A 19218-nucleotide genomic window follows, 5' to 3' on the forward strand; every position below is an offset into this window, starting at 1 on the left:
CCTATAAAAAAGGATATAAAATTAATTATTCCAGCACCGAAAACAGCGTAGATAAAGCAAAAGAATTAATCAATATGTTCAAATCGCGTAAGGTTGATGCCTACATTATCTCACCGATTAAAGGAATAGAAGAAGATATTCAGATGCTTTTGGATGACGGCAATCCGGTAATCTTGTTTGATAGAAATTTACCAGACATAAATACCAATTCCGTAAACTTGCCGTTCTGGCCGATACTCAAAAAGCAGGTTATGGCTCACAACTAATGGCCTATATCCTTGATTTTTGTAAAATTCAAAAAGCGACAAAACTATGGTGCAACGCACGTGTAAATGCTAAGGAATTTTATTTTAAATTTGGCTTCCACGAAACCGATAAAACCTTTTTTAAAGATGGTTACGATTTTGTAGTAATGGAAAAAGAACTTTAAATTACCAACCGTCATGCTGATCCTATTGCTATCGGATTTAGTTCAGCATCTCATTAATCAGATCCTGAATCAAGTTCAGGATGACGAATAATTATAGAATAATATTATGGCTAAGAAAAAAGACGACGAAAAGAAAAAACATGTTGCTGTGGTAACTAAAAAATCGCTGCAGTTTCTTGAAGAATACATCAATAACCCTGCTCCTACCGGTTACGAATGGGAAGGGCAAAAACTTTGGTTAAACTATTTAAAACCATATATCGACGAACACTTTATCGATAACTACGGTACCGCTGTAGGTGTTATTAATCCTAAAGCTGCTTTTAAAGTAGTAATAGAAGCACATGCCGATGAAATTTCCTGGTATGTAAATTACATCACCGCAGATGGTTTAATTTATGTAATCCGCAATGGTGGTTCAGATCATCAGATTGCGCCATCAAAACGGGTGAATATTCATACTGAAAAGGGATTGGTTAAAGCAGTATTCGGTTGGCCAGCGATCCACACCCGACATGGCGAAAAAGAACAGGCACCAGAATTAAAAAATATCTTTTTAGACTGTGGTTGTACTACAAAAGAAGAAGTAGAAAAATTGGGCATCCACGTAGGTTGTGTAATTACCTACGAAGATGAGTTTATGGTTTTGAACGACCGCTATTATGTTGGCCGTGCCTTAGATAACCGCGTGGGCGGTTTTATGATTGCCGAAGTAGCACGTTTATTAAAAGAGAACAAGAAAAAACTTCCTTTCGGCTTATACATTGTAAACTCTGTTCAGGAAGAAATTGGTTTACGCGGTGCCGAGATGATTGCCCAGCGCATCAAACCCAATGTGGCCATTATTACCGATGTAACACACGATACCACTACGCCAATGATTAATAAAAACATTCAAGGCGATTTATCAGCCGGTAAAGGCCCCGTGGTTTCGTATGCGCCAGCTGTTCAAACCAATTTAAATAAATTATTAATTAAAACCGCTGAGAAAAACCATATTCCTTTCCAGCGTCAGGCGTCTTCGCGTTCTACCGGAACCGATACCGATGCTTTTGCCTATTCGAATGGCGGCGTACCATCAGCATTAATTTCGCTGCCGTTACGCTATATGCATACTACCGTAGAAATGGTACATAAAGAAGATGTTGATAATGTAATCAGCTTGATTTATGAAAGCTTGTTGAACATTACCGACGGTCAGGATTTCAGAGAGTTTAAATAATGGAAAAAGTAAATCACCAAAAGATCATCATCAGCACCTTGCTAAAGGTTTTGCTAATGATTGTTATTATTTTCATTCTTAACTCCTGGCCAAACATTAAACAGAGTTTTAGTGGTAATGTGCCAGCGTTTAGTTATTGGTTAGATCATAGTTTCAAAATAAGTAATATCATCCTCATCTTAGGATTTGGTGGTTATTTTTACTATAAAGATTTGAGCGATCAAAAAGAACTGATAGAAAAGTCAAAAAACACCAATCAGCATTAATTATTCCTAAATAAGTCAAGTTTTAAAGCTTGACTTATTTTTTGCCTGCTCGGGCAACTACGCTAAACCATCCTACCTTTTGCTCCCCATTTTATTTAAACCCCTGAGCACTAGGTTTATTTTTATTAATACTCAAAATACTTTTAAATTGTTTATGTAATTTCCTCAAATAGTTTATCCTTTATTTATGAGTACAAATAAGAAAAATATTGATCTATCCATTATTTGCGATGATCATTGGGATGTGGTGTTCGACCACCTTGGCCTTGGTTTTTGGGAATTAAGTATAGCAACGGGCATACTCCGTTCAACCCGGTCATTTAAGAAAAACCTAGGTTGCCCGCCAGATGAGGTTTTAAGTTATGAAAAATTTTTAGGCTTAATTCTACCAGACGACCTTGACCACGTTCAGGATGAAATTGAACTCACGGTTTCGAGAGAAAAAACCAGTTACCACTCAATACATAGAATTTGCAGGCCTAACGGTGAAATTAGATGGATTAAAGCCGACGGAATACTATCGCAGCAGGATGGTGAAAGCTTAAAATTAATAGGAACAATTTTAGATGTAACCGATTTAAAGAATAAGCCGTAATAATATTAAACTTCGCTCAGTTCAATCCATACCGGACCGTGATCGCTTGTTTTTTCCCAGCCCCTCACATGTTTATCTACTCCTGCAGATTTTAAGCGATCACTAACCTGAGGACTTAGTAAAAAATGATCAATTCTTAATCCCGCATCTCTACCATATGCATTCCTGAAATAATCCCAAAAGGTATATATGGTTTCCGTAGGGTATAATTTTCTGATTGCATCTGTCCAGCCTTGCGCCATTAAATTTTGAAAAGCCAAACGGGTTTCAGGACGGAATAAAGCATCTTCAACCCAACGTTCTGGTTTATAGGCATCAAGCTCTGTAGGTATTACGTTATAATCGCCACATAAAACTACTGGTAAATTATATTCTAACAATTTTGCCGCGTGGGCCGTAAAACGCTCAAACCATCGTAACTTGTATTCGAATTTTGGTCCCGGTGCCGGATTTCCGTTCGGAAGGTAAAGACAACCAATTATAACATTATTCACCATTGCTTCGATATATCGGCTGTGCAAATCTTCAGGATCGCCATCCAAATTTCGTTTCAGCTCTTTTATTTCCAGGTTTCGAGTTAATATAGCAACGCCATTCCAACTTTTTTGACCATGCCAAATGGCATTATAACCGGCATCTTTAATAGCCTGCTCCGGAAATTTTTCTTGCGGAGCCTTTAATTCCTGTAAACACACTACATCGGGTTGGGTTTCTTCCAGCCAACGTAACAGCACAGGTAAGCGCCCATTTATTCCGTTTACATTATAAGTTGCTATTTTCATCTGTATTAATATGTTTTAATGGTGATGAAGCAATCGTGATTGACCTGGAGTACAGTTTTTGAAAATCATGATAATTTCATTTTATAAATCTCAGCAATAAAACTCAAAAATGAAACTAAGTGTTTCAGATAGTAAAACTAAGCGTGGCTTAACACCTTCTAATATGTAATCTTTAACTATTTACACTGCTTTTTAAAACTAATAATAAACTAAAATGTTTAATTTTGGAGATTCATTCATGTTTGAGCGCATGTTTGAGTTTAGATATAGGGATAGGCTGTTAGTCTATCCCTTTTTTATGCTCAAATGATCTTTAGTTTTTATCCAACAATGTTTTTCACTTTCTGTTGGAGATCCATGATATCAAAAGGTTTTTCAATGATGGCAGTTGGTGAGCAGCCTAAATTATCCATATTTAAAGCAGAAAGCAATATAATGGGCAAATGAGCTGTTTTAGGATTGTGCTTTAGTTTATTGCAAATATTCCTACCATCATGTTTACCAATACGGATATCCAATAAAATAATATCTGGCAGAAAATCAGCGATTGCTTCTTCCAGATCATCGGCGCTTAAAACGCCTTTAATAAGGTAATGTTCTTCTTCAAAAATTAAATTTATAATATCGTGGATGTTCTCATCATCATCAACTATGAAGATTTTCTTAACTAGCAGGTTGCTCATATGCAACAAATCTAGTTTAAGTTAATTAGCTCACATGATGTATTTATACCTGAATTTACCGAATAAATGATGAGAACATTAGGCAGCCAAACCAGATTTATAATTTTTAAGCATCTTTTTAAGAAGCCCTCTCGCTACATGTATTTTGGTTTTTACAGTGCCTAATGGGATATCGAGCTCAGCAGCAATTTCATGATATTTATAACCTTCAAAATAACGGCAAAAACAAAAACGGCAATCTTCTGGCAAGGCATTTAATGACTTTTGGATGTCCTCCATCATAAACTTTGCCGCACCACCATTAAATGATGCACTTGGAACCAATTGGATGGAAGTTAAATCCTCTTCCTGCTGGATCATTTCATTTTTCCGTTTTACCTTATAGTAATGATTAAGAAAGGTATTCTTTAGGATCGTAAAAAGCCAGGCTCGCACGTTACTCCCCATCTCAAACTTAGCCGAAAATCTAAACGCCTTCATAAAGGTGTCTTGAACTAAATCGGCAGCATCGTCTTCGTCATGCGTATACGCTAATGCGCGATCGAAAAGTGGTTGCCTGTATTGGTATATGTCACAATTGAAATTTAATGTTTCCATGATTCGTTTTAGGTCTGATGTAGATATTCAACAAATAGCACCATGCAATGTTATTTGTAGAAATACCCGATTTTTTACGGTTTATTTAAAACACGAAAAAATTGCCCTAAAACGATCAAAAATACTAGGCTACATAACCATTTCGTATAGCAAAACGAACCAAAGAAGCAGAGTTTTTTGTGCCGGTTTTACTGATTAAAGCTTCCCTCTGGCTCTCTACTGTCCGCCTGCTTAAGTACAATTTGTCCGCTATTTCTTGATTGGTCAACCCATCCGCGATGAGTTTTAATACATTAATTTCGCGTTCAGAAAAGTTGATTTCAGTATTCATTTTTTGCGAAAGCATATTTAACTGGGTATTAAAACGCTCTAAAATGGAGATGCATAAATTAGAGGAAAGGTACCGTTTTCCCTTCATTACATGCTTTAGGCAAAACAGCAATTCATCTTCTTCGATATCTTTTGACAGGTAAGCAAAAGCGCCTGATGTAAAGGCATTTGATGCGTACTTTTCATCATCTAAAATAGACAAAACAACAACTTTTATGTCGTATCCCCGCTCCTTAATGGTGCTGGCTAAAGCTATTCCATCGAGCCCAGGCATTACAATATCTGATAAAATGATATCAGCGTTTATTCCCTTTTCCAAAAGTTCCAAAACCGCCAAACCGTCTGATACTTCTGCAACAACCTTGATGCCTTCGTGTTTTTCTATAAGTGCTTTAAGTGAGGTCCGGATAATATGGTGATCATCCGCAAGAATAATGTTAATCATAACTCAAATATAACTTACACTGTTTTAAAATTAAAAAAGGCTACTTAGGTAGCTCAATATAGAAGGTAGTTCCGATACCAATTTTGCTTTTAAACCAGATTTTTCCCTGGTGCAACTCAACAATTGCTTTGATTATTCCCATGCCAAATCCTCCCGATTCTTCGCCTTTCAAACCTGGTCTTAAAGTTTCGGGCAAATGATCAAAAAGGCCGGCCTGCAACTCATCTGGAATTCCAACCCCATTATCGGCTACAGTAATTAAAACAGTACTTTCATATTCCTCGGCATGTAAAGTAATATTCCCATAATCGGCAGTAAATTTTATTGAATTTGAGATTAGATTATTGATTACCTGCATAAATTTCATGCTATCCAGGTACAGGTAGATCTGTTCGGCAGAACTTGTGAATTTAATATTCTTCATTTTGCCTAGTTTCGATCGTTTGTAAAAACGAACCACATCCCTAAGTTCCCAGACCAAATCTGCCCGCTCCTTGCCAATTTCTATTACCGATGATTTTAAGAACTCCCGGTTAATCATGCTGCGTACCAAAAGCAGGTTACGCTCACACATATCCAGAATAAAAGCTAGTGAGTTTATCATCTGCTCATCGCCTGTTTGAGCAATACTATTTTTCATAGATGAAGCAGTTAATTTCATCATGGCCAGCGGTTCTTTTAAATCGTGCGCCAATACTTCTAAGGTTATATTTTTTCGGGCGTTTATTTGTTCAATATGGATTTTATTATGGCGCATTATCGTGGTATCTTCTACTGTACCTACTAAACGCTTTACTTCCTCATCGGCAACGGCAAACACAATTACCCGCACATATTTTTCTCTATCGGCAAATATTAACCGGAATTCATATTTTTTCTCCGTACCTTCTTCTAGGCATTCTTTGTAACAGGACATTACATGTGCAACATCTTCGGGATGTACCCGCGCTAAAGGTAGCTGAGGATTAGCCGCAATTTCATCAAGACCAAGTTCCCAAATTTTACTTATCGATTTATTGAGGTATGAAAAATTTTGTGCCGTATAATCGAAAATAAAATACCCATCAACAGAGCGGTCGCCCAGGTTACAAAAAAGCTCTTTCTTTAATTCGACCATGATTTAATGTTTGATAATTTGCCACTAAACGATGTAATTATATCATCGGCAGCAACCACATCACAAACATCGCACGCCCTAAAAAGTTTTAATCAATAAATGCGTATAATACTTCATATGGAAACATGTAGATTACTCTTGATCCGTTTTTAGAGATATTAACATTTTCCACACGATGTGCAAAATTATTTTGCGGATCAAAACCAACTATTGCCTAAATTGTTAAGCATAAAGAAAGATAAAAAAGTCCTGTGAGCGGGAGATCCGCGGAGGGCAGGCACACCATAGAGAAGGCACCATTCTTCTTACCAATAGCCATCGCACAGGTGGCTATTTTTATTATGTGGTAGCTATTTTAAAATCACCTTTCTACCTGTTTGAGCTGATTTTTTCGCAGCCGCTAAAATTTTGACCACAATTAAATTATTCGGCAGCGAGGATAAATCATTTGCAGGATTAATTTCTCCTTTTAAAACTGCAGATAGATAACTTAAGTGGTTTGAATAAATTGGCTTCAATGTCTTAGCCTGGTAAATTTTATAATCGTCCTTCCCATTATTCTTTAGCCTTAACGTTTTATCATTAACGGCCTGCATGTATCCATTTACACCAAATACTTCCATATCTTTTATGCTAAAGGGCCAATTCCATGATGCTTCAATAATTCCCGTGGCCGATGGGTACTCCAATAAAATTGTTGCATCGTCATCAACATTCGGATAAACATCTTTTTTAATCTGATGGGTAATTGCGCTAACCGAAATTGGGGCTTTTCCATCCATTAACCAGGTCATTAATTAGCACCATAACAGCCAAAATCTACCAATGCGCCTGCCCCGTTCTGATTGGGATCGGTTAACCAGCTTAAAAACTCAGCACTCACTCCAATTTCTTTTGGTCCCTGATGGCCATCGTGCACGATTATTTTGCGCAAGGCACCAATGGTATTGGCTTCCTTTACATCCTTGTAAAGCTCCTGATTGCTCGGATACCAGGTAGTTTCGTAATTGGTAAGTACGTGTATTTTATACTGTGCCGCTAGTTCAGCCATTCTTTCTGCCTGCTTAACTGTTATTGCCAACGGTTTTTCTACCATTACCGATATGCCGAGGGGAGCGGCAGCTTCTACTACAGCCAAATGTCCGCTTATGGCATTGTATGCCAAAACAACATCAGGTTTCTTTTTCTTTAATAAATCAGGAAGGTTATTATAAAATAGGCTATCGGGAATTTTATAGCGGTTTTTAAACCTTTTAACCAGCTCAGGATTACTTTCGGCAATACCAATAATGTTCACTTCAGCTTTTTGGTAGCTGTTCATGATAAGATAAACATGATCGTGAGTTAGCCCTGCTATTGCCACATTTAATTTTTGCTGTGCTTTAACAGTGCAAGAAATAAGTAAAAAGCAAAGAATAAAGGTATTGGTGATAAAAAAACACCTAATCAGATAAGTAGTCCTCATACGCTCATTTCTAAAATTTGATGGTTACCAAATTAGAAATTTAAAAAAGCTCTTGATGTTAATACCTAAAAATATTACAATGTTGAAGATAGGAAAACGAAGTGGCCAGGATTAAGATATAAATAAAAAGAAAAATCTAACGGGATGACTTAGCTTATTTCTATTGGCGAAAAACTTAGTTTTATTGATATAAAAATGTATCAGATCTTTTATTTCTAAGTGGGAATTCCTTATCAATTGGCTCTAACTCTTGCTGCTCTTCTGTAATTAGCAGGTCGTTGTATTTTTCCAGCAGATGAATATATTTATTCATCCAGAAATACACAGAATTATTATCCGAACCGATTTGTTTACCTGGATCTGTCGTTTGATTGATGGATTCGGCATTGTACTTAGGGAAAGCTTCCGGAAATGCCGAAGAAAGATCCTGACCTAATAACTTGCCTACCTGCCAAATTACTTCGTGCCCAATTCTGTCTTGACCAAACCAGTTGTAAATTGTTCTGCGGCTTACATTAAGTTTCCTTGAAAGCTCACTGATGCCCATGCGATCTCTGCGCACTAAGCGTTCAAGAATTTCTCCTTGTTTTTGTTGTTGTGTTGTCATTGAGATAATTAATTTTTAAAAAAAATGAAAAAATAATTAAATCAGTTATCGGGGACGATTGACAATTCAAATGTAAGAATAAGTGTATAAGGTTGTATAAAAGGTGTCGATTTTTTGACATATGTCAAACTGCATTAGCGAATTACTGTGAAATACGCTCAAAATGAATGATTTTTAAACCTACTTTTTCTAAGAAATAACGTATTACTTTAAATACAATAACCGCAGAAATTGAAATTATTTGATCAAACCCTTATATTCATCATAAAAAAGACATGGCACAGAATAAAACTACCGAAAACGATTTAAGCGTTCCAGACTTTTTAAATACCATTCCCAACGAAAACAAAAGAGCTGATTGTTTTAACCTGTCGGATATCTTAAGTTTAATCACAGGTTTTAAAGCTAAAATGTGGGGAAATGCCATTGTTGGTTTTGGAAGTTACCATTACAAATATGAAAGCGGCCGGGAAGGTGATACACCATTGGTTGGTTTTTCTCCAAGAAAAGATGCCATAGTTTTATATCTATCTTCTCAATTTAAAGATCGGGAAGAATTGCTTTCCAGATTCGGTAAACATAAAACATCAAAAGCCTGTATCTACTTTAAAAAAATGAGCGATATCCACATCGAAGTTTTAAAAGAAATGATTATCAACGCTGTAGCCCACACAAGTAGCTTGTATCCTTAATATGAAAGATATAAAATGTATGATGCAACAGATGAACATAAAATATAAATCTGCCCGCTTGGGATCTTTATTACGACATTATTTGCAATTAAAAGATTGCCGCATGCATATCCTTAACTTCTCTTAACTCCTCAATGGTTAAAACATTATTGTTAGTGAGAACTTAAAGGCATTAAGAAGGCCATTTATTAAAAAGATTCAGTGCCTTGAGATGAAAGAAAGCATCCACATCATGATGTAAATAAGAAGTTACGCGATAATAAGTTAAATTTTACAATATTTGATTATTCCTTATTTCGAACAAAAAACTGGAAATGATTAAAAAACTACACCTCTATTTATTGATAGCGGGCGCTTGTATTTCGCTTAATTCAGCCGCACAAGATGCAGTAAGCTACCAAACACCCCCAAAAGAAATTACCGATTTATTACTTGCCAAACCAACACCTGGCGTAAGTATTGATGGCAAAGCAGAATGGATCTTATTTAGCGAGCGCAACTCTTATCCCTCAGTAGAAGAACTGGCCTTGCCCGAATACAGAATTGCAGGCTTAAGGTTAAATCCAAATAATTACTCGCCGAGCAGGCAAACCTACATTAACAACTTCAGTTTAAAAAACATCAAATCCAACCAAACGTTTCAGGTTATAGGACTGCCAAAACCATTATATGCCAGCAACATTAGCTGGAACCCATCAGAAAATAAAATTGCCTTTACCCACACCACTCAAAAAGGAGTGGATCTTTATATTATTGATCTGATTACAAAAAAAGCAGTCAAAACCAATAAGGCTTTTTTAAATGTGGTTTTAGGGAGTGGCCTTACCTGGTTAAATGATAAGACCATTATCTACCGTACGGTAACTAAACCTGCAAGTGCTGCACCTACAAAACCATTGATGCCAAAAGGGCCAACCATTCAGCAAAACTTAGGTAAAGCTGCACCAAGCGCCACTTTTCAGGATTTAATTAAATCACCTTTTGACGAACAATTGTTCGAGTTTTTCGCAACCTCGCAATTGGTAAAAAATACAGCAGGTGTAGAAACATCCATTGGTAAACCAGCTATTTATGGTTCGACAGGTTTATCGCCTGATAAAAATTACATGATGATCGAAACTATACGCAAACCTTTTTCTTATTTGGTTACTGCAAACGGTTTTCCATCAACAGTAACCATTACCGATTTAACCGGTAAAACCATTAAGGTTATTGCTGAACTGCCTTCATCCGAGGGTACACCATCTGGTTACGACAATACGCAAAACGTACCGCGTGGTTTCGATTGGAGGGATGATGAACCTGCTACACTGGTTTGGAGCAAGCCATTGGATAGCGGTTTAATTAAAAAAAATGTTCCCTTTCATGATGCAGTTTATGCGTTAAGTGCACCTTTTACCGGCACAGAAAAAGAATTATTTAAAACGCAGACCCGTTACCGTGGCGTACAATGGGGTGATGCTAACCTTGCCCTGATTATGGAAGGTTTACGTAGCAAACAAACCAATAAAGTGAGCCGTTATAACCCTACAACAGGCGAAGTAGAAGAATTGTACAGCCGTAACCAAACAGATGCTTATGGCAACCCAGGTTCTCCGGTTACTACGAAAAACAAATATGGCCGACAGGTAATTAAAACGGTTGACAATGGCACTAAACTGTTAATGAACAATATAGTAGGTTCATCAGAAAAAGGAGACTTACCTTTCTTAGCCAAATTCGATTTAACCACTAAAAAGAATGAGATTATCTGGCGCAGCGCCGAAGGAACCTTCGAATATGTAAGCGATGTAATTAATCCTGACAAACTGGTTTTGCTTACCCGTAAAGAGAGTCAAAAATTAGTACCTAACTACTTTATTAAAAACCTGATGCTTCGCATCGCCGATCAACCAATTACTAATTTCACTAATCCATATCCATCTTTAGAGGGCATTACCAAACAGAAAATTTCTTACAAACGTGCCGATGGTGTAGATTTAACGGGCGACCTGTACCTACCTAAGGGTTACAATAAGGATAAAGATGGACCATTACCTTCATTAATTTGGGCTTACCCACGCGAGTTTAACTCCGCAGCAGATGCAGCACAGATCCGTGGATCGAAAGATAAATTTACTACAATTAGCTGGGCCTCTCCCATTTTCTGGGTAACCCGTGGTTATGCAGTATTAGATAACGCAGAAATGCCAATTGTTGCCAAAGATGGTAAAAAACCTAACGATACCTTTGTAGATCAATTACAGCTCAATGCCGAAGCTGCTATTAATAAACTGGCCGACTTAGGCGTTGGCGATAAAAAACGGATGGCTGTTGGAGGGCATAGTTATGGTGCCTTTATGACTGCAAACCTATTGGCCCATACTAATCTTTTTGCTGCAGGCATTGCCCGTAGCGGTGCTTACAACCGGACACTTACGCCCTTTGGTTTTCAAAACGAAGAGCGCACCTATTGGCAGGTACCGCAGTTGTATTACGAAATGAGCCCATTCAGTTATGCAGATAAAATTAAAACTCCTATATTGTTAATCCACGGCGATTCTGACGATAACCCAGGTACTTTCCCTATTAATAGCGAACGTTTGTTCAATGCCATTAAAGGTGCCGGCGGTACTACCCGTTTTGTATTTTTACCTTATGAAGCACACAGCTACCGCGGCAAAGAAAACTTGTTGCATATGCTTTGGGAGCAAGACCAATGGTTAGAAAAATATGTAAAAAACAAAAAATAAATCTCTCTCTACCTTTATCGATTAAAGTGCCTCTATATGGGGCGCTTTTTTTGTTTAACGGTCTTTCCTTTGCGTGCTGACAGTTATTCCTATCTGATACGATAAAGTAAATTTCAGTTCAATCACTTAGTTTCTGCCTTATAATTATGTTTATACTAAGTTTATTAATCAGTCAGATGGTAACATCTCCCTGCACACATAGTGATTAATAAATTAAGCCAGTTAAGACAATTGCCAAAAAACCTTAATGCTCTTATATTTCTTAATGGTAAAGTATCTCAAACTATAAACAACTACCCTGGTTAAGACAATCCCCATTGAAATACACCATTATAAAACCTACATTTATACAATTAAATTGAACATTACTTTTACTTATTTGTTAAGCCATTATAGACTATTATAAAATCCTCGATTTAAAAAAAGATGCAACAACCGAGGATATTAAAAAAGCTTATAGAAAATTAGCCCGAAAACACCACCCCGATCTTAATCCCAACAATGAGGAAGCCAATAAAAAATTTCAACAAATAAACGAAGCAAACGAAGTTTTAAGTGATCCGGAAAAGCGTAAGAAATATGACAAGTATGGTAAAGATTGGCAACATGCCGATCAGTTAGATGCCCAGCAACAGCAGCAAAGGCAATACCAGTCGCAAGGTGGAGGATATGGCGATAATAGCTATTCAGGAGGTTTTGGAGGCGAAGATTTTTCTGATTTCTTTTCTTCGATGTTTGGCGGCGGCGGAGGCAGAAGCAGTAGAAATTCTCCTTTTAAAGGCCAGGATTACAATGCCGATTTGCAATTGAATCTACTCGATGCGTATACAACGCACAAACAGACCTTAACCGTAAACGGTAAACAAGTACGCATTACCATTCCGGCGGGTGTAGAAAATGGGCAGAAAATTAAACTACCAGGTTACGGTGCACCAGGTGTTAACAATGGCCCTCCGGGAGATTTATACATCAAATTTAACATTACAGATCATCCTAAATTTAAACGAAAAGGGAACGATATCTACCTCCAGGAAGAAATAGACCTATATACCGCCATTTTAGGTGGCGAAAAAATTGTAGAAACATTAAACGGCAAGGTCAAACTTAAAGTGCCAGAGGGAACACAGCCCGATGCTACTTTACGTTTAAAAGGAAAAGGGTTTCCACTTTATAAAAAAGAAAATCAGTTTGGCGATTTATATATCAAGTGGCAGGTAAAATTACCTACCAATCTAAATGTCGAACAAAAAGAACTATTTGAAAAACTTTCCAAATTCTAACCATTATGGGAACCAATCTAATACCTGTAGAAGACATCTGTGCTTACCACCACGTAGAGATCAACTTTATCCAATCGCTTGAAGATTTTGGCCTGATCCACACTACTGTTAAAAAGCAATCGCTCTTTTTGCCAGTTGATGAATTGACCAAATTGGAGCAGTATCTTCGTCTAGCGCATGATCTGGAAATCAACTTAGAGGGCATTCATGCTGTTTCGCATCTGCTTAATCAATTGCAAAATATGCAGGAAGAAATAACCGCCCTTCAGAACGAACTAAATTATTATAAGCAGCTTAACCAACACCATTAAACAACCGTTTGTGCAGTATTTTGCATTAAAAGTGGAAACAAAAACACAATCTTTTTAAGATATCTTTCTTAAATTGGCAATCTAATTTAAAAAAATGAGCGATCTTTCTTCAAAATTCATCGAAAAAATAAAATCATCCTATGCCCCTACGGGCTCGTACATTTATTTAGGCGCCGGAATTTTAGACGGTCAGGTTTACAGCGAAGCTGAGGTTAATTTGTCGTTAAAAATGATGAATAGACATGGTTTAATTGCCGGAGCAACCGGAACAGGTAAAACACGTACCCTGCAATTATTGGCAGAGCAACTGTCAGATGCGGGCGTTCCTGTTTTTATGTTAGATGTTAAAGGTGATTTATCAGGCTTAAACCAGCCCGGCTCTGTTAATCCAAAAATAGAAGAAAGAGCACAACAGCTCAACAAACCTTTTTCTCCATCTGGCTTTCCCATCGAAATTTACTCCCTTTCGGGTAAAATGGGTTCTCAGATGCGGGCAACGGTATTAGAATTCGGGCCAACGCTTTTATCTAAAGTATTAGATTTAAATGATACCCAGTCGGGCGTTATGGCAGTAATATTCAAATATGCCGATGATAACAAAATGCCGATTATCGACTTAAATGATTTAAAGAAACTGGTTTCTTATTTATCAGAGGGTGCCGGAGCCGCCGAAATAAAAAGCAGTTATGGCACCATTTCTACCGCTACTTCTGGTACAATATTACGAAAAATTGTCGCTATAGAGCAGCAAGGATTAGCGGGTATGTTTGGCGAAAAATCTTTTGATATAGAAGATCTTTTTGAGCGTGTTGATGGCAAAGGAACCATAAGTTTGTTAAATATTGCAGATGTTCAAAATCAGCCCGTATTATATTCTACATTTTTATTAAGCTTACTGGCTGAGTTATTTAATACCATGCCCGAAGTTGGCGATTTAGACAAACCAAAACTGATCTTCTTTTTTGATGAAGCACATTTATTGTTCAAAAATTCTTCGAAAGCATTTTTAGAGCAGATTGAAACCATTATCAGGTTAATCCGTTCAAAAGGAATTGGTGTTTTCTTCTGTACCCAGGCGCCTACCGATGTTCCTGAAAGTGTTTTAGGGCAACTGGGTAACCGCGTACAACATGCATTACGGGCATTTACGCCTAATGATGTAGATGCTTTGAAAAAAACAGTTAATACCTATCCAAAATCAGATTTCTACGAGATCGATAAAATATTAACCTCGCTGGGAACAGGTCAGGCTTTGGTTACCGTATTAAATGAAAAAGGCATACCAACGGAGGTATCTGCTACCATGCTTACTCCACCAAGGGCTGTAATGGGACCACTTACCGCTGCTGATTTCGATCAGCTTGTTCATGCCAGTTCGAAGTATACTAAATATAAAGATCCTATCGATCCTGAAAGTGCTTATGATATTTTAACTAAACGCATTAATGAGCAAACTGCAGCAGCAGAACAAGAAAAGCAGGAAGTTGAGGCTCAGAAACAGGCTGAACAAGAAAGCAAGCCTAAACCGGGAGAAAAGAGCCTTGTTGAACAGGTAATGGGCGCAACAATAACACGCCAGATTGGTAAAGAAATTGTTCGCGGTATTTTTGGCATGCTAACAGGAAAGAAAACACGCTCAAAAACCGGTGGTGGACTTTTTGGATTTTAAAAACTTAACTATGAAATATCTATTTTTAGTTCTCTCACTTATTTCATTAAACTCTTATAGTCAATATGCACTTACTCCATTTGCAGAAGTCCAGGGCACCCAATTAAGAGAAATAAAGTACGAAGATGTAACAGGCTCTCCTTATTTATTTGATTACTGGGTTAAAGGAAAAGTAACCACTAAATCGGGGAAACATTATGCAGACATGCCTTTAAAGTATAATGTAATGGACGATAAGCTAATTTTCAAACATGAGAACGGCAATTTGATGTATTTCGCAGAACCGGTTACAGCATTTGAACTTTTAAATCCCGATTTAAATATATCGGATAAGTACATTAATGGATTGCCGGCAGTAGATCATTTTAATAATGCGTCTTATTTTGAAGTTATCTTTTCAGGGCCGACTTCATTATTTAAAAAGACGAATAAAAAGATTGTTGAAAGCAAACAATACGGCTCTGCGGTTACCAATAAAACTTTTAATACAACAAATGGCTATTTCATACTCAAAGATGGTAAATTTGCAAAAATTACACCCACGAAGAAAACAATTTTAGCTTTATTCCCTTCTAAAGTGCAAGAATTAAACGAGTATTTGAAAAAAGAAAAAATTGATTTAAAAAACGATAGCGATTTAAAGAAGTTATTTGAATACCTAAACAAAATATAAACATAAAAGACATGGCCATTTTTGATATAATTTATATGCCTATTACTATTTCGCAATACGAAGCCGGCATGATCAAATAATTATTTTAACTATCATGGCTCCTACAAATAAAAATAAATAAACATAGATGAAACCCACCCTATTAATATTGGCTGCAGGTATGGCAAGCCGTTATGGAAGTATGAAACAGATTGATGGTTTTGGCCCAAATGGCGAAACCATTATCGATTATTCAATATATGATGCCATTAACGCTGGCTTTGGCAAAGTTGTATTTATTATTAAAGAAGAGTTTGTAAATGAATTCAAAGCCATTTTCGAACCTAAACTTGAGGGAAGAATTGAAACAGAATATGTTTTTCAAAATTTCGATTTAAAACAGTTTGGCATCCAAGAGGAAATTTATAGAGAAAAGCCCTGGGGTACCGCACATGCAATCCTTTCGGGCAGAAACGTGATTAAAGAGCCATTTTGTGTAATTAACGCTGATGATTACTATGGTTTTGATGCCTTTAAAAAAATGGTCGATTTCTTAACTACAGAGGTAACAGACAGCAACTATGCTATTATTGGTTATGAGGTTGGCAAAACTTTATCGGAGTTTGGCGCCGTTTCCCGTGGCGTTTGCAAAGTAGATGCAGCTGGCAATCTGGAAGAAATTGTAGAACGCACAAAAGTTTATCCTAAAGATGGCAGTATTTTTTACGAAGAAAATGGCGAAGAGTTCCCATTAGCCTATGAAACCCCGGTTTCAATGAATTTCTGGGGATTTACACCAGCGGTTTTCAAAATTACGGAAGAATTGTTCAGAGAATTTGCTGAAGCAAACAAAGATAAGCCTAAGGCAGAATTCTTTATTCCATTAATTGGCGAAAACCTGGTAAAAAGTAATACCGCAACCTTTAAAGTAGTGCCAACCTCAAACAAATGGTTTGGTGTAACATATAAAGAAGATAAACCTTATGTTCAGGATAGTATTGACCAATTGGTTAAAAACGGAACATATCCAGAAAAACTATGGAACTAAATTTAGATTCCGAAGTTTTAAAAGCCTACGGATACGCTAAAGAAAATACACAAATTACACAAATAGGTACGGGTTTAATTAACCGTACTTATTTGCTTTCACCCCTATCCGAAAAGAAGAAATACATTCTTCAAAATATAAATACTTCGGTTTTTAAATCACCCCAGACCATTGCCAGCAACCTGAGGTCTATTGCCGATTACCTCACTTTCACTTGCCCTGAATATCTTTTTATAAAGCCTGTTTCTACCACAAATAGTGAAGAAATGGCGCACATTCATCATGAATATTGGCGGATGCTTCCTTTCGTGCCAAATACCATCTCGTTAGAAGTTTTAGCTGATCCTAAGCAAGCATACGAAGCTGCAAAACAATTTGGCAAACTGAGTAGATTATTAGATGATTTTAATGCAAAAACACTTCAGCCTACTATTCCGGGTTTCCACGATTTAGGCTTAAGGTACGAACAGTTTATTTTAGCCCTAAGCCATGCAGAAGAAACATTAAAAGATGAGGCAAAAGCACAGATTGAAGATGCGCTGGCACATAAATATATTTTAGATTATTATACCTCATACTCCCACAGAACTGATTTTCCAGATCGTGTAATGCATCACGATACCAAAATCAGCAATGTTTTATTAGATGATAAGACTTACGAAGGTATCTGCGTAATCGATTTAGATACCATTATGCCTGGCAAGTTTATTTCCGACCTGGGCGATATGATGCGCACTTATCTTTGTGCCTTCTCTGAAAACGAAACCGATCTGGATAAGGTTAAGATTCGTTTGCCTTACTTTGAGGCCACAATAAAGGGTTACTTATCCGAAATGAAAAGTATTTTGACAGAAACAGAAAAAGAACTCATCTTATTCTCAGGAAAGTACATGATTTATATGCAAGCCCTGCGCTTCTTAACTGATTATTTGAGCGGTAACAAGTACTATCCTATTAGTTACCCCACACAAAATTTAGACCGGACCAAGAATCAGTTTAAACTATTGCAAGAAATTGCTGCAAACGAAAAAGAGTTACAGGATATTATTGAACAGAATTTAATTTAGATTTTTATGTCAGACCGTGTTGAATTAAAGAAAGAATTTCAGATTGAACGAATGATTCTTTTTACTGATGCCGTTTTTGCAATCGCCATTACGCTCTTAATTATAGAAATTAAGGCTCCAGAAATCCACAAAAATATGGGTTTTACTGAAATGGTCGATCAGTTGTTAAATTTAATCCCCAAATTTGTTGGATTTATTATCAGCTTTTTTGTTGTTGCGATTTACTGGCGCTCTCATCACCGCATGTTTTCTTTTATTAAAGATTACGATGATAAATTAATCTGGCTGAATTTCTTCTTTCTATTTTCGATTATCCTTATGCCATTTAGTTCAGCTTATTATAGCGACAACACCACATATAGCCTCCCTTTTTGGTTTTATTCCTTAAATGTAGCGCTAACTGGCTTTCTCAATTATAGAATGTTGACTTACATTATTAAGCATAAAGGTCGTATTTCTGATGGATTTGACGATTTAAAAACCCGTCAGTTGGCTCGTTGGAGAACGTTGATTGTACCGGCCATATTTTTGTTGGGTATCCTAATCGACCTACTTTTGCCGAGCACAAATAGTATGAATATGTTAAGCAGATTTACACCGATGTTAATTTGGCCGGCAATTGCTTTATTGAATAGGTTTTTTGGCAAAGCAAACGACTTGGAATATCATGAAAAACCCAAGGCAAGGCACAGAAAGTGATTTAATTTGAGTTGTAACATTTACACAGCTAAGGGCTAAACAATATGAAAGGAAATAGCTTTAAACCATTGATTTTCATTTCTGCAACACTCATTTTTTGTATTTTCACTTTTATAACACTTATTGCCGCAGGAGCTGTTGATGAAGGTACAGATGGCAATAGTGCCTTAATACAAGCATTAGCCAAACTATTTTACATCTTTCGTTTTTCTATGCATACCATATTTTTCAACTTTATGGCTGGAAGTTTTTTCTTTCTCGGGCTAGGAATAAATTGTTTATTCTACAGTTTTATAACAGAAAGGATCGTTTCTGCGTTAAGCAAAAGAAATTAAACAATATGCCAATATTTAACCATACCAGTCATTTAAGGAACACATAAGTTAACCTAATCGCTATTCAAACCCTTCCAAAAGCACTAACTCCCTTCCTAAACCCGACAGCAGCGGTTCCGATCCTTCATCGGATTAGCAAATGGCGGGGCTGCAGTTTCCGAAAAGTATTGAACCGCTCATTTCCAAATTCTTTT

Annotated in this window: 22 protein-coding genes and 2 pseudogenes; 16 read left to right on the forward strand and 8 right to left on the reverse strand. The window is 36.9% G+C overall.

Annotation, left to right across the window (positions count from 1 at the left end; all coding sequences use genetic code 11):
- The 5 genes and pseudogenes from J7E57_RS25165 to J7E57_RS25185 form a co-directional block, all read left to right on the forward strand.
- A pseudogene (locus tag J7E57_RS25165) lies at positions 1-266 on the forward strand (hypothetical protein); the annotation flags it as partial.
- Entirely contained in the window at positions 227-430 is a 204-nt protein-coding gene (locus J7E57_RS25170) for a GNAT family N-acetyltransferase (protein ID WP_251030033.1), read from the forward strand. The pseudogene J7E57_RS25165 and the gene J7E57_RS25170, both read left to right, overlap by 40 nt.
- A gap of 106 nt (positions 431-536) precedes the next feature.
- Entirely contained in the window at positions 537-1652 is a 1116-nt protein-coding gene (locus J7E57_RS25175; RefSeq protein WP_057932128.1) for a M42 family metallopeptidase, read from the forward strand.
- Positions 1652-1918, forward strand: coding sequence for a hypothetical protein (locus J7E57_RS25180; protein WP_029275483.1), 267 nt, complete (start codon positions 1652-1654; stop codon positions 1916-1918). Before J7E57_RS25175 ends, J7E57_RS25180 begins: the two co-directional genes overlap by 1 nt.
- Before the next feature lie 187 nt (positions 1919-2105).
- Positions 2106-2513: a PAS domain-containing protein gene (locus J7E57_RS25185; RefSeq protein WP_215124770.1), complete on the forward strand. Its 408-nt coding sequence runs from the start codon at positions 2106-2108 to the stop codon at positions 2511-2513.
- Between the two features lie 5 nt (positions 2514-2518).
- Here the strand turns inward: J7E57_RS25185 and xth are convergent, their stop codons facing one another.
- The 8 genes from xth to J7E57_RS25220 all read right to left on the reverse strand — a co-directional run bounded on the left by xth (position 2519) and on the right by J7E57_RS25220 (position 8539).
- Positions 2519-3295: an exodeoxyribonuclease III gene (xth, locus tag J7E57_RS25190; protein ID WP_215124771.1), complete on the reverse strand. Its 777-nt coding sequence runs from the start codon at positions 3293-3295 to the stop codon at positions 2519-2521.
- Between the two features lie 320 nt (positions 3296-3615).
- Positions 3616-3978 carry a two-component system response regulator gene (locus tag J7E57_RS25195; protein WP_215124772.1) on the reverse strand — a complete coding sequence of 121 codons (363 nt, stop codon included), beginning with the start codon at positions 3976-3978 and terminating at the stop codon, positions 3616-3618.
- A gap of 78 nt (positions 3979-4056) precedes the next feature.
- The gene (locus tag J7E57_RS25200) at positions 4057-4575 is read right to left on the reverse strand and encodes an RNA polymerase sigma factor (RefSeq protein ID WP_215124773.1); all 519 of its coding nucleotides are present in this window, start codon (positions 4573-4575) and stop codon (positions 4057-4059) included.
- Between the two features lie 124 nt (positions 4576-4699).
- Positions 4700-5350 (reverse strand): response regulator, encoded by a 651-nt coding sequence (locus tag J7E57_RS25205; protein ID WP_215124774.1) that lies wholly within the window; start codon positions 5348-5350, stop codon positions 4700-4702.
- Positions 5351-5390: 40 nt separating this feature from the next.
- The gene (locus tag J7E57_RS25210) at positions 5391-6467 is read right to left on the reverse strand and encodes a PAS domain-containing sensor histidine kinase (RefSeq protein WP_215124775.1); all 1077 of its coding nucleotides are present in this window, start codon (positions 6465-6467) and stop codon (positions 5391-5393) included.
- Between the two features lie 350 nt (positions 6468-6817).
- On the reverse strand, positions 6818-7261 hold the full coding sequence (locus tag J7E57_RS27190) for a Gfo/Idh/MocA family oxidoreductase (protein ID WP_251030031.1): 444 nt from the start codon (positions 7259-7261) through the stop codon (positions 6818-6820).
- Positions 7261-7788, reverse strand: a complete 528-nt coding sequence (locus J7E57_RS27195; protein ID WP_251030032.1) for a Gfo/Idh/MocA family protein — start codon at positions 7786-7788, stop codon at positions 7261-7263. Before J7E57_RS27195 ends, J7E57_RS27190 begins: the two co-directional genes overlap by 1 nt.
- Positions 7789-8113: 325 nt before the next feature.
- Positions 8114-8539 carry a helix-turn-helix domain-containing protein gene (locus J7E57_RS25220; protein ID WP_215124776.1) on the reverse strand — a complete coding sequence of 142 codons (426 nt, stop codon included), beginning with the start codon at positions 8537-8539 and terminating at the stop codon, positions 8114-8116.
- A gap of 275 nt (positions 8540-8814) precedes the next feature.
- On the opposite strand from J7E57_RS25220, the gene J7E57_RS25225 reads away from it, so the two are divergent.
- The 11 genes and pseudogenes from J7E57_RS25225 to J7E57_RS25270 all read left to right on the forward strand — a co-directional run bounded on the left by J7E57_RS25225 (position 8815) and on the right by J7E57_RS25270 (position 19024).
- The gene (locus tag J7E57_RS25225) at positions 8815-9231 is read left to right on the forward strand and encodes a DUF1801 domain-containing protein (protein ID WP_215124777.1); all 417 of its coding nucleotides are present in this window, start codon (positions 8815-8817) and stop codon (positions 9229-9231) included.
- 314 nt (positions 9232-9545) lie between these two features.
- Positions 9546-11963 carry an alpha/beta hydrolase family protein gene (locus J7E57_RS25230; protein ID WP_215124778.1) on the forward strand — a complete coding sequence of 806 codons (2418 nt, stop codon included), beginning with the start codon at positions 9546-9548 and terminating at the stop codon, positions 11961-11963.
- A 407-nt stretch (positions 11964-12370) separates the two neighbouring features.
- A pseudogene (locus J7E57_RS27375) lies at positions 12371-12535 on the forward strand (DnaJ domain-containing protein); the annotation flags it as partial.
- A gap of 159 nt (positions 12536-12694) precedes the next feature.
- On the forward strand, positions 12695-13243 hold the full coding sequence (locus J7E57_RS27380) for a J domain-containing protein (RefSeq protein WP_317196573.1): 549 nt from the start codon (positions 12695-12697) through the stop codon (positions 13241-13243).
- A gap of 5 nt (positions 13244-13248) precedes the next feature.
- Positions 13249-13554: a chaperone modulator CbpM gene (locus J7E57_RS25240; protein ID WP_057932139.1), complete on the forward strand. Its 306-nt coding sequence runs from the start codon at positions 13249-13251 to the stop codon at positions 13552-13554.
- A gap of 94 nt (positions 13555-13648) precedes the next feature.
- Positions 13649-15223, forward strand: coding sequence for a helicase HerA-like domain-containing protein (locus J7E57_RS25245; RefSeq protein WP_215124779.1), 1575 nt, complete (start codon positions 13649-13651; stop codon positions 15221-15223).
- Between the two features lie 10 nt (positions 15224-15233).
- On the forward strand, positions 15234-15896 hold the full coding sequence (locus J7E57_RS25250; protein WP_215124780.1) for a hypothetical protein: 663 nt from the start codon (positions 15234-15236) through the stop codon (positions 15894-15896).
- A 127-nt stretch (positions 15897-16023) separates the two neighbouring features.
- Positions 16024-16923 carry an NDP-sugar synthase gene (locus tag J7E57_RS25255; RefSeq protein WP_215124781.1) on the forward strand — a complete coding sequence of 300 codons (900 nt, stop codon included), beginning with the start codon at positions 16024-16026 and terminating at the stop codon, positions 16921-16923.
- On the forward strand, positions 16914-17990 hold the full coding sequence (locus J7E57_RS25260) for a phosphotransferase enzyme family protein (protein ID WP_215124782.1): 1077 nt from the start codon (positions 16914-16916) through the stop codon (positions 17988-17990). Before J7E57_RS25255 ends, J7E57_RS25260 begins: the two co-directional genes overlap by 10 nt.
- A 6-nt stretch (positions 17991-17996) precedes the next feature.
- On the forward strand, positions 17997-18689 hold the full coding sequence (locus J7E57_RS25265) for a TMEM175 family protein (RefSeq protein ID WP_215124783.1): 693 nt from the start codon (positions 17997-17999) through the stop codon (positions 18687-18689).
- Between the two features lie 44 nt (positions 18690-18733).
- On the forward strand, positions 18734-19024 hold the full coding sequence (locus tag J7E57_RS25270) for a hypothetical protein (RefSeq protein WP_215124784.1): 291 nt from the start codon (positions 18734-18736) through the stop codon (positions 19022-19024).
- Positions 19025-19218: the final 194 nt, after the last annotated feature.

The organism is Pedobacter sp. ISL-64 (assembly GCF_018613605.1).
Lineage (GTDB): Bacteria > Bacteroidota > Bacteroidia > Sphingobacteriales > Sphingobacteriaceae > Pedobacter.

Coding starts and splice junctions, on each gene's coding strand:
- J7E57_RS25175 (WP_057932128.1), top strand. CDS start 537: ATGGCTAAGAAAAAAGACGACGAAAAGAAAAAACATGTTGCTGTGGTA.
- J7E57_RS25180 (WP_029275483.1), top strand. CDS start 1,652: ATGGAAAAAGTAAATCACCAAAAGATCATCATCAGCACCTTGCTAAAG.
- J7E57_RS25185 (WP_215124770.1), top strand. CDS start 2,106: ATGAGTACAAATAAGAAAAATATTGATCTATCCATTATTTGCGATGAT.
- xth (WP_215124771.1), bottom strand. CDS start 3,295: ATGAAAATAGCAACTTATAATGTAAACGGAATAAATGGGCGCTTACCT.
- J7E57_RS25195 (WP_215124772.1), bottom strand. CDS start 3,978: ATGAGCAACCTGCTAGTTAAGAAAATCTTCATAGTTGATGATGATGAG.
- J7E57_RS25200 (WP_215124773.1), bottom strand. CDS start 4,575: ATGGAAACATTAAATTTCAATTGTGACATATACCAATACAGGCAACCA.
- J7E57_RS25205 (WP_215124774.1), bottom strand. CDS start 5,350: ATGATTAACATTATTCTTGCGGATGATCACCATATTATCCGGACCTCA.
- J7E57_RS25210 (WP_215124775.1), bottom strand. CDS start 6,467: ATGGTCGAATTAAAGAAAGAGCTTTTTTGTAACCTGGGCGACCGCTCT.
- J7E57_RS27190 (WP_251030031.1), bottom strand. CDS start 7,261: ATGACCTGGTTAATGGATGGAAAAGCCCCAATTTCGGTTAGCGCAATT.
- J7E57_RS27195 (WP_251030032.1), bottom strand. CDS start 7,788: ATGAACAGCTACCAAAAAGCTGAAGTGAACATTATTGGTATTGCCGAA.
- J7E57_RS25220 (WP_215124776.1), bottom strand. CDS start 8,539: ATGACAACACAACAACAAAAACAAGGAGAAATTCTTGAACGCTTAGTG.
- J7E57_RS25225 (WP_215124777.1), top strand. CDS start 8,815: ATGGCACAGAATAAAACTACCGAAAACGATTTAAGCGTTCCAGACTTT.
- J7E57_RS25230 (WP_215124778.1), top strand. CDS start 9,546: ATGATTAAAAAACTACACCTCTATTTATTGATAGCGGGCGCTTGTATT.
- J7E57_RS27380 (WP_317196573.1), top strand. CDS start 12,695: ATGTTTGGCGGCGGCGGAGGCAGAAGCAGTAGAAATTCTCCTTTTAAA.
- J7E57_RS25240 (WP_057932139.1), top strand. CDS start 13,249: ATGGGAACCAATCTAATACCTGTAGAAGACATCTGTGCTTACCACCAC.
- J7E57_RS25245 (WP_215124779.1), top strand. CDS start 13,649: ATGAGCGATCTTTCTTCAAAATTCATCGAAAAAATAAAATCATCCTAT.
- J7E57_RS25250 (WP_215124780.1), top strand. CDS start 15,234: ATGAAATATCTATTTTTAGTTCTCTCACTTATTTCATTAAACTCTTAT.
- J7E57_RS25255 (WP_215124781.1), top strand. CDS start 16,024: ATGAAACCCACCCTATTAATATTGGCTGCAGGTATGGCAAGCCGTTAT.
- J7E57_RS25260 (WP_215124782.1), top strand. CDS start 16,914: ATGGAACTAAATTTAGATTCCGAAGTTTTAAAAGCCTACGGATACGCT.
- J7E57_RS25265 (WP_215124783.1), top strand. CDS start 17,997: ATGTCAGACCGTGTTGAATTAAAGAAAGAATTTCAGATTGAACGAATG.
- J7E57_RS25270 (WP_215124784.1), top strand. CDS start 18,734: ATGAAAGGAAATAGCTTTAAACCATTGATTTTCATTTCTGCAACACTC.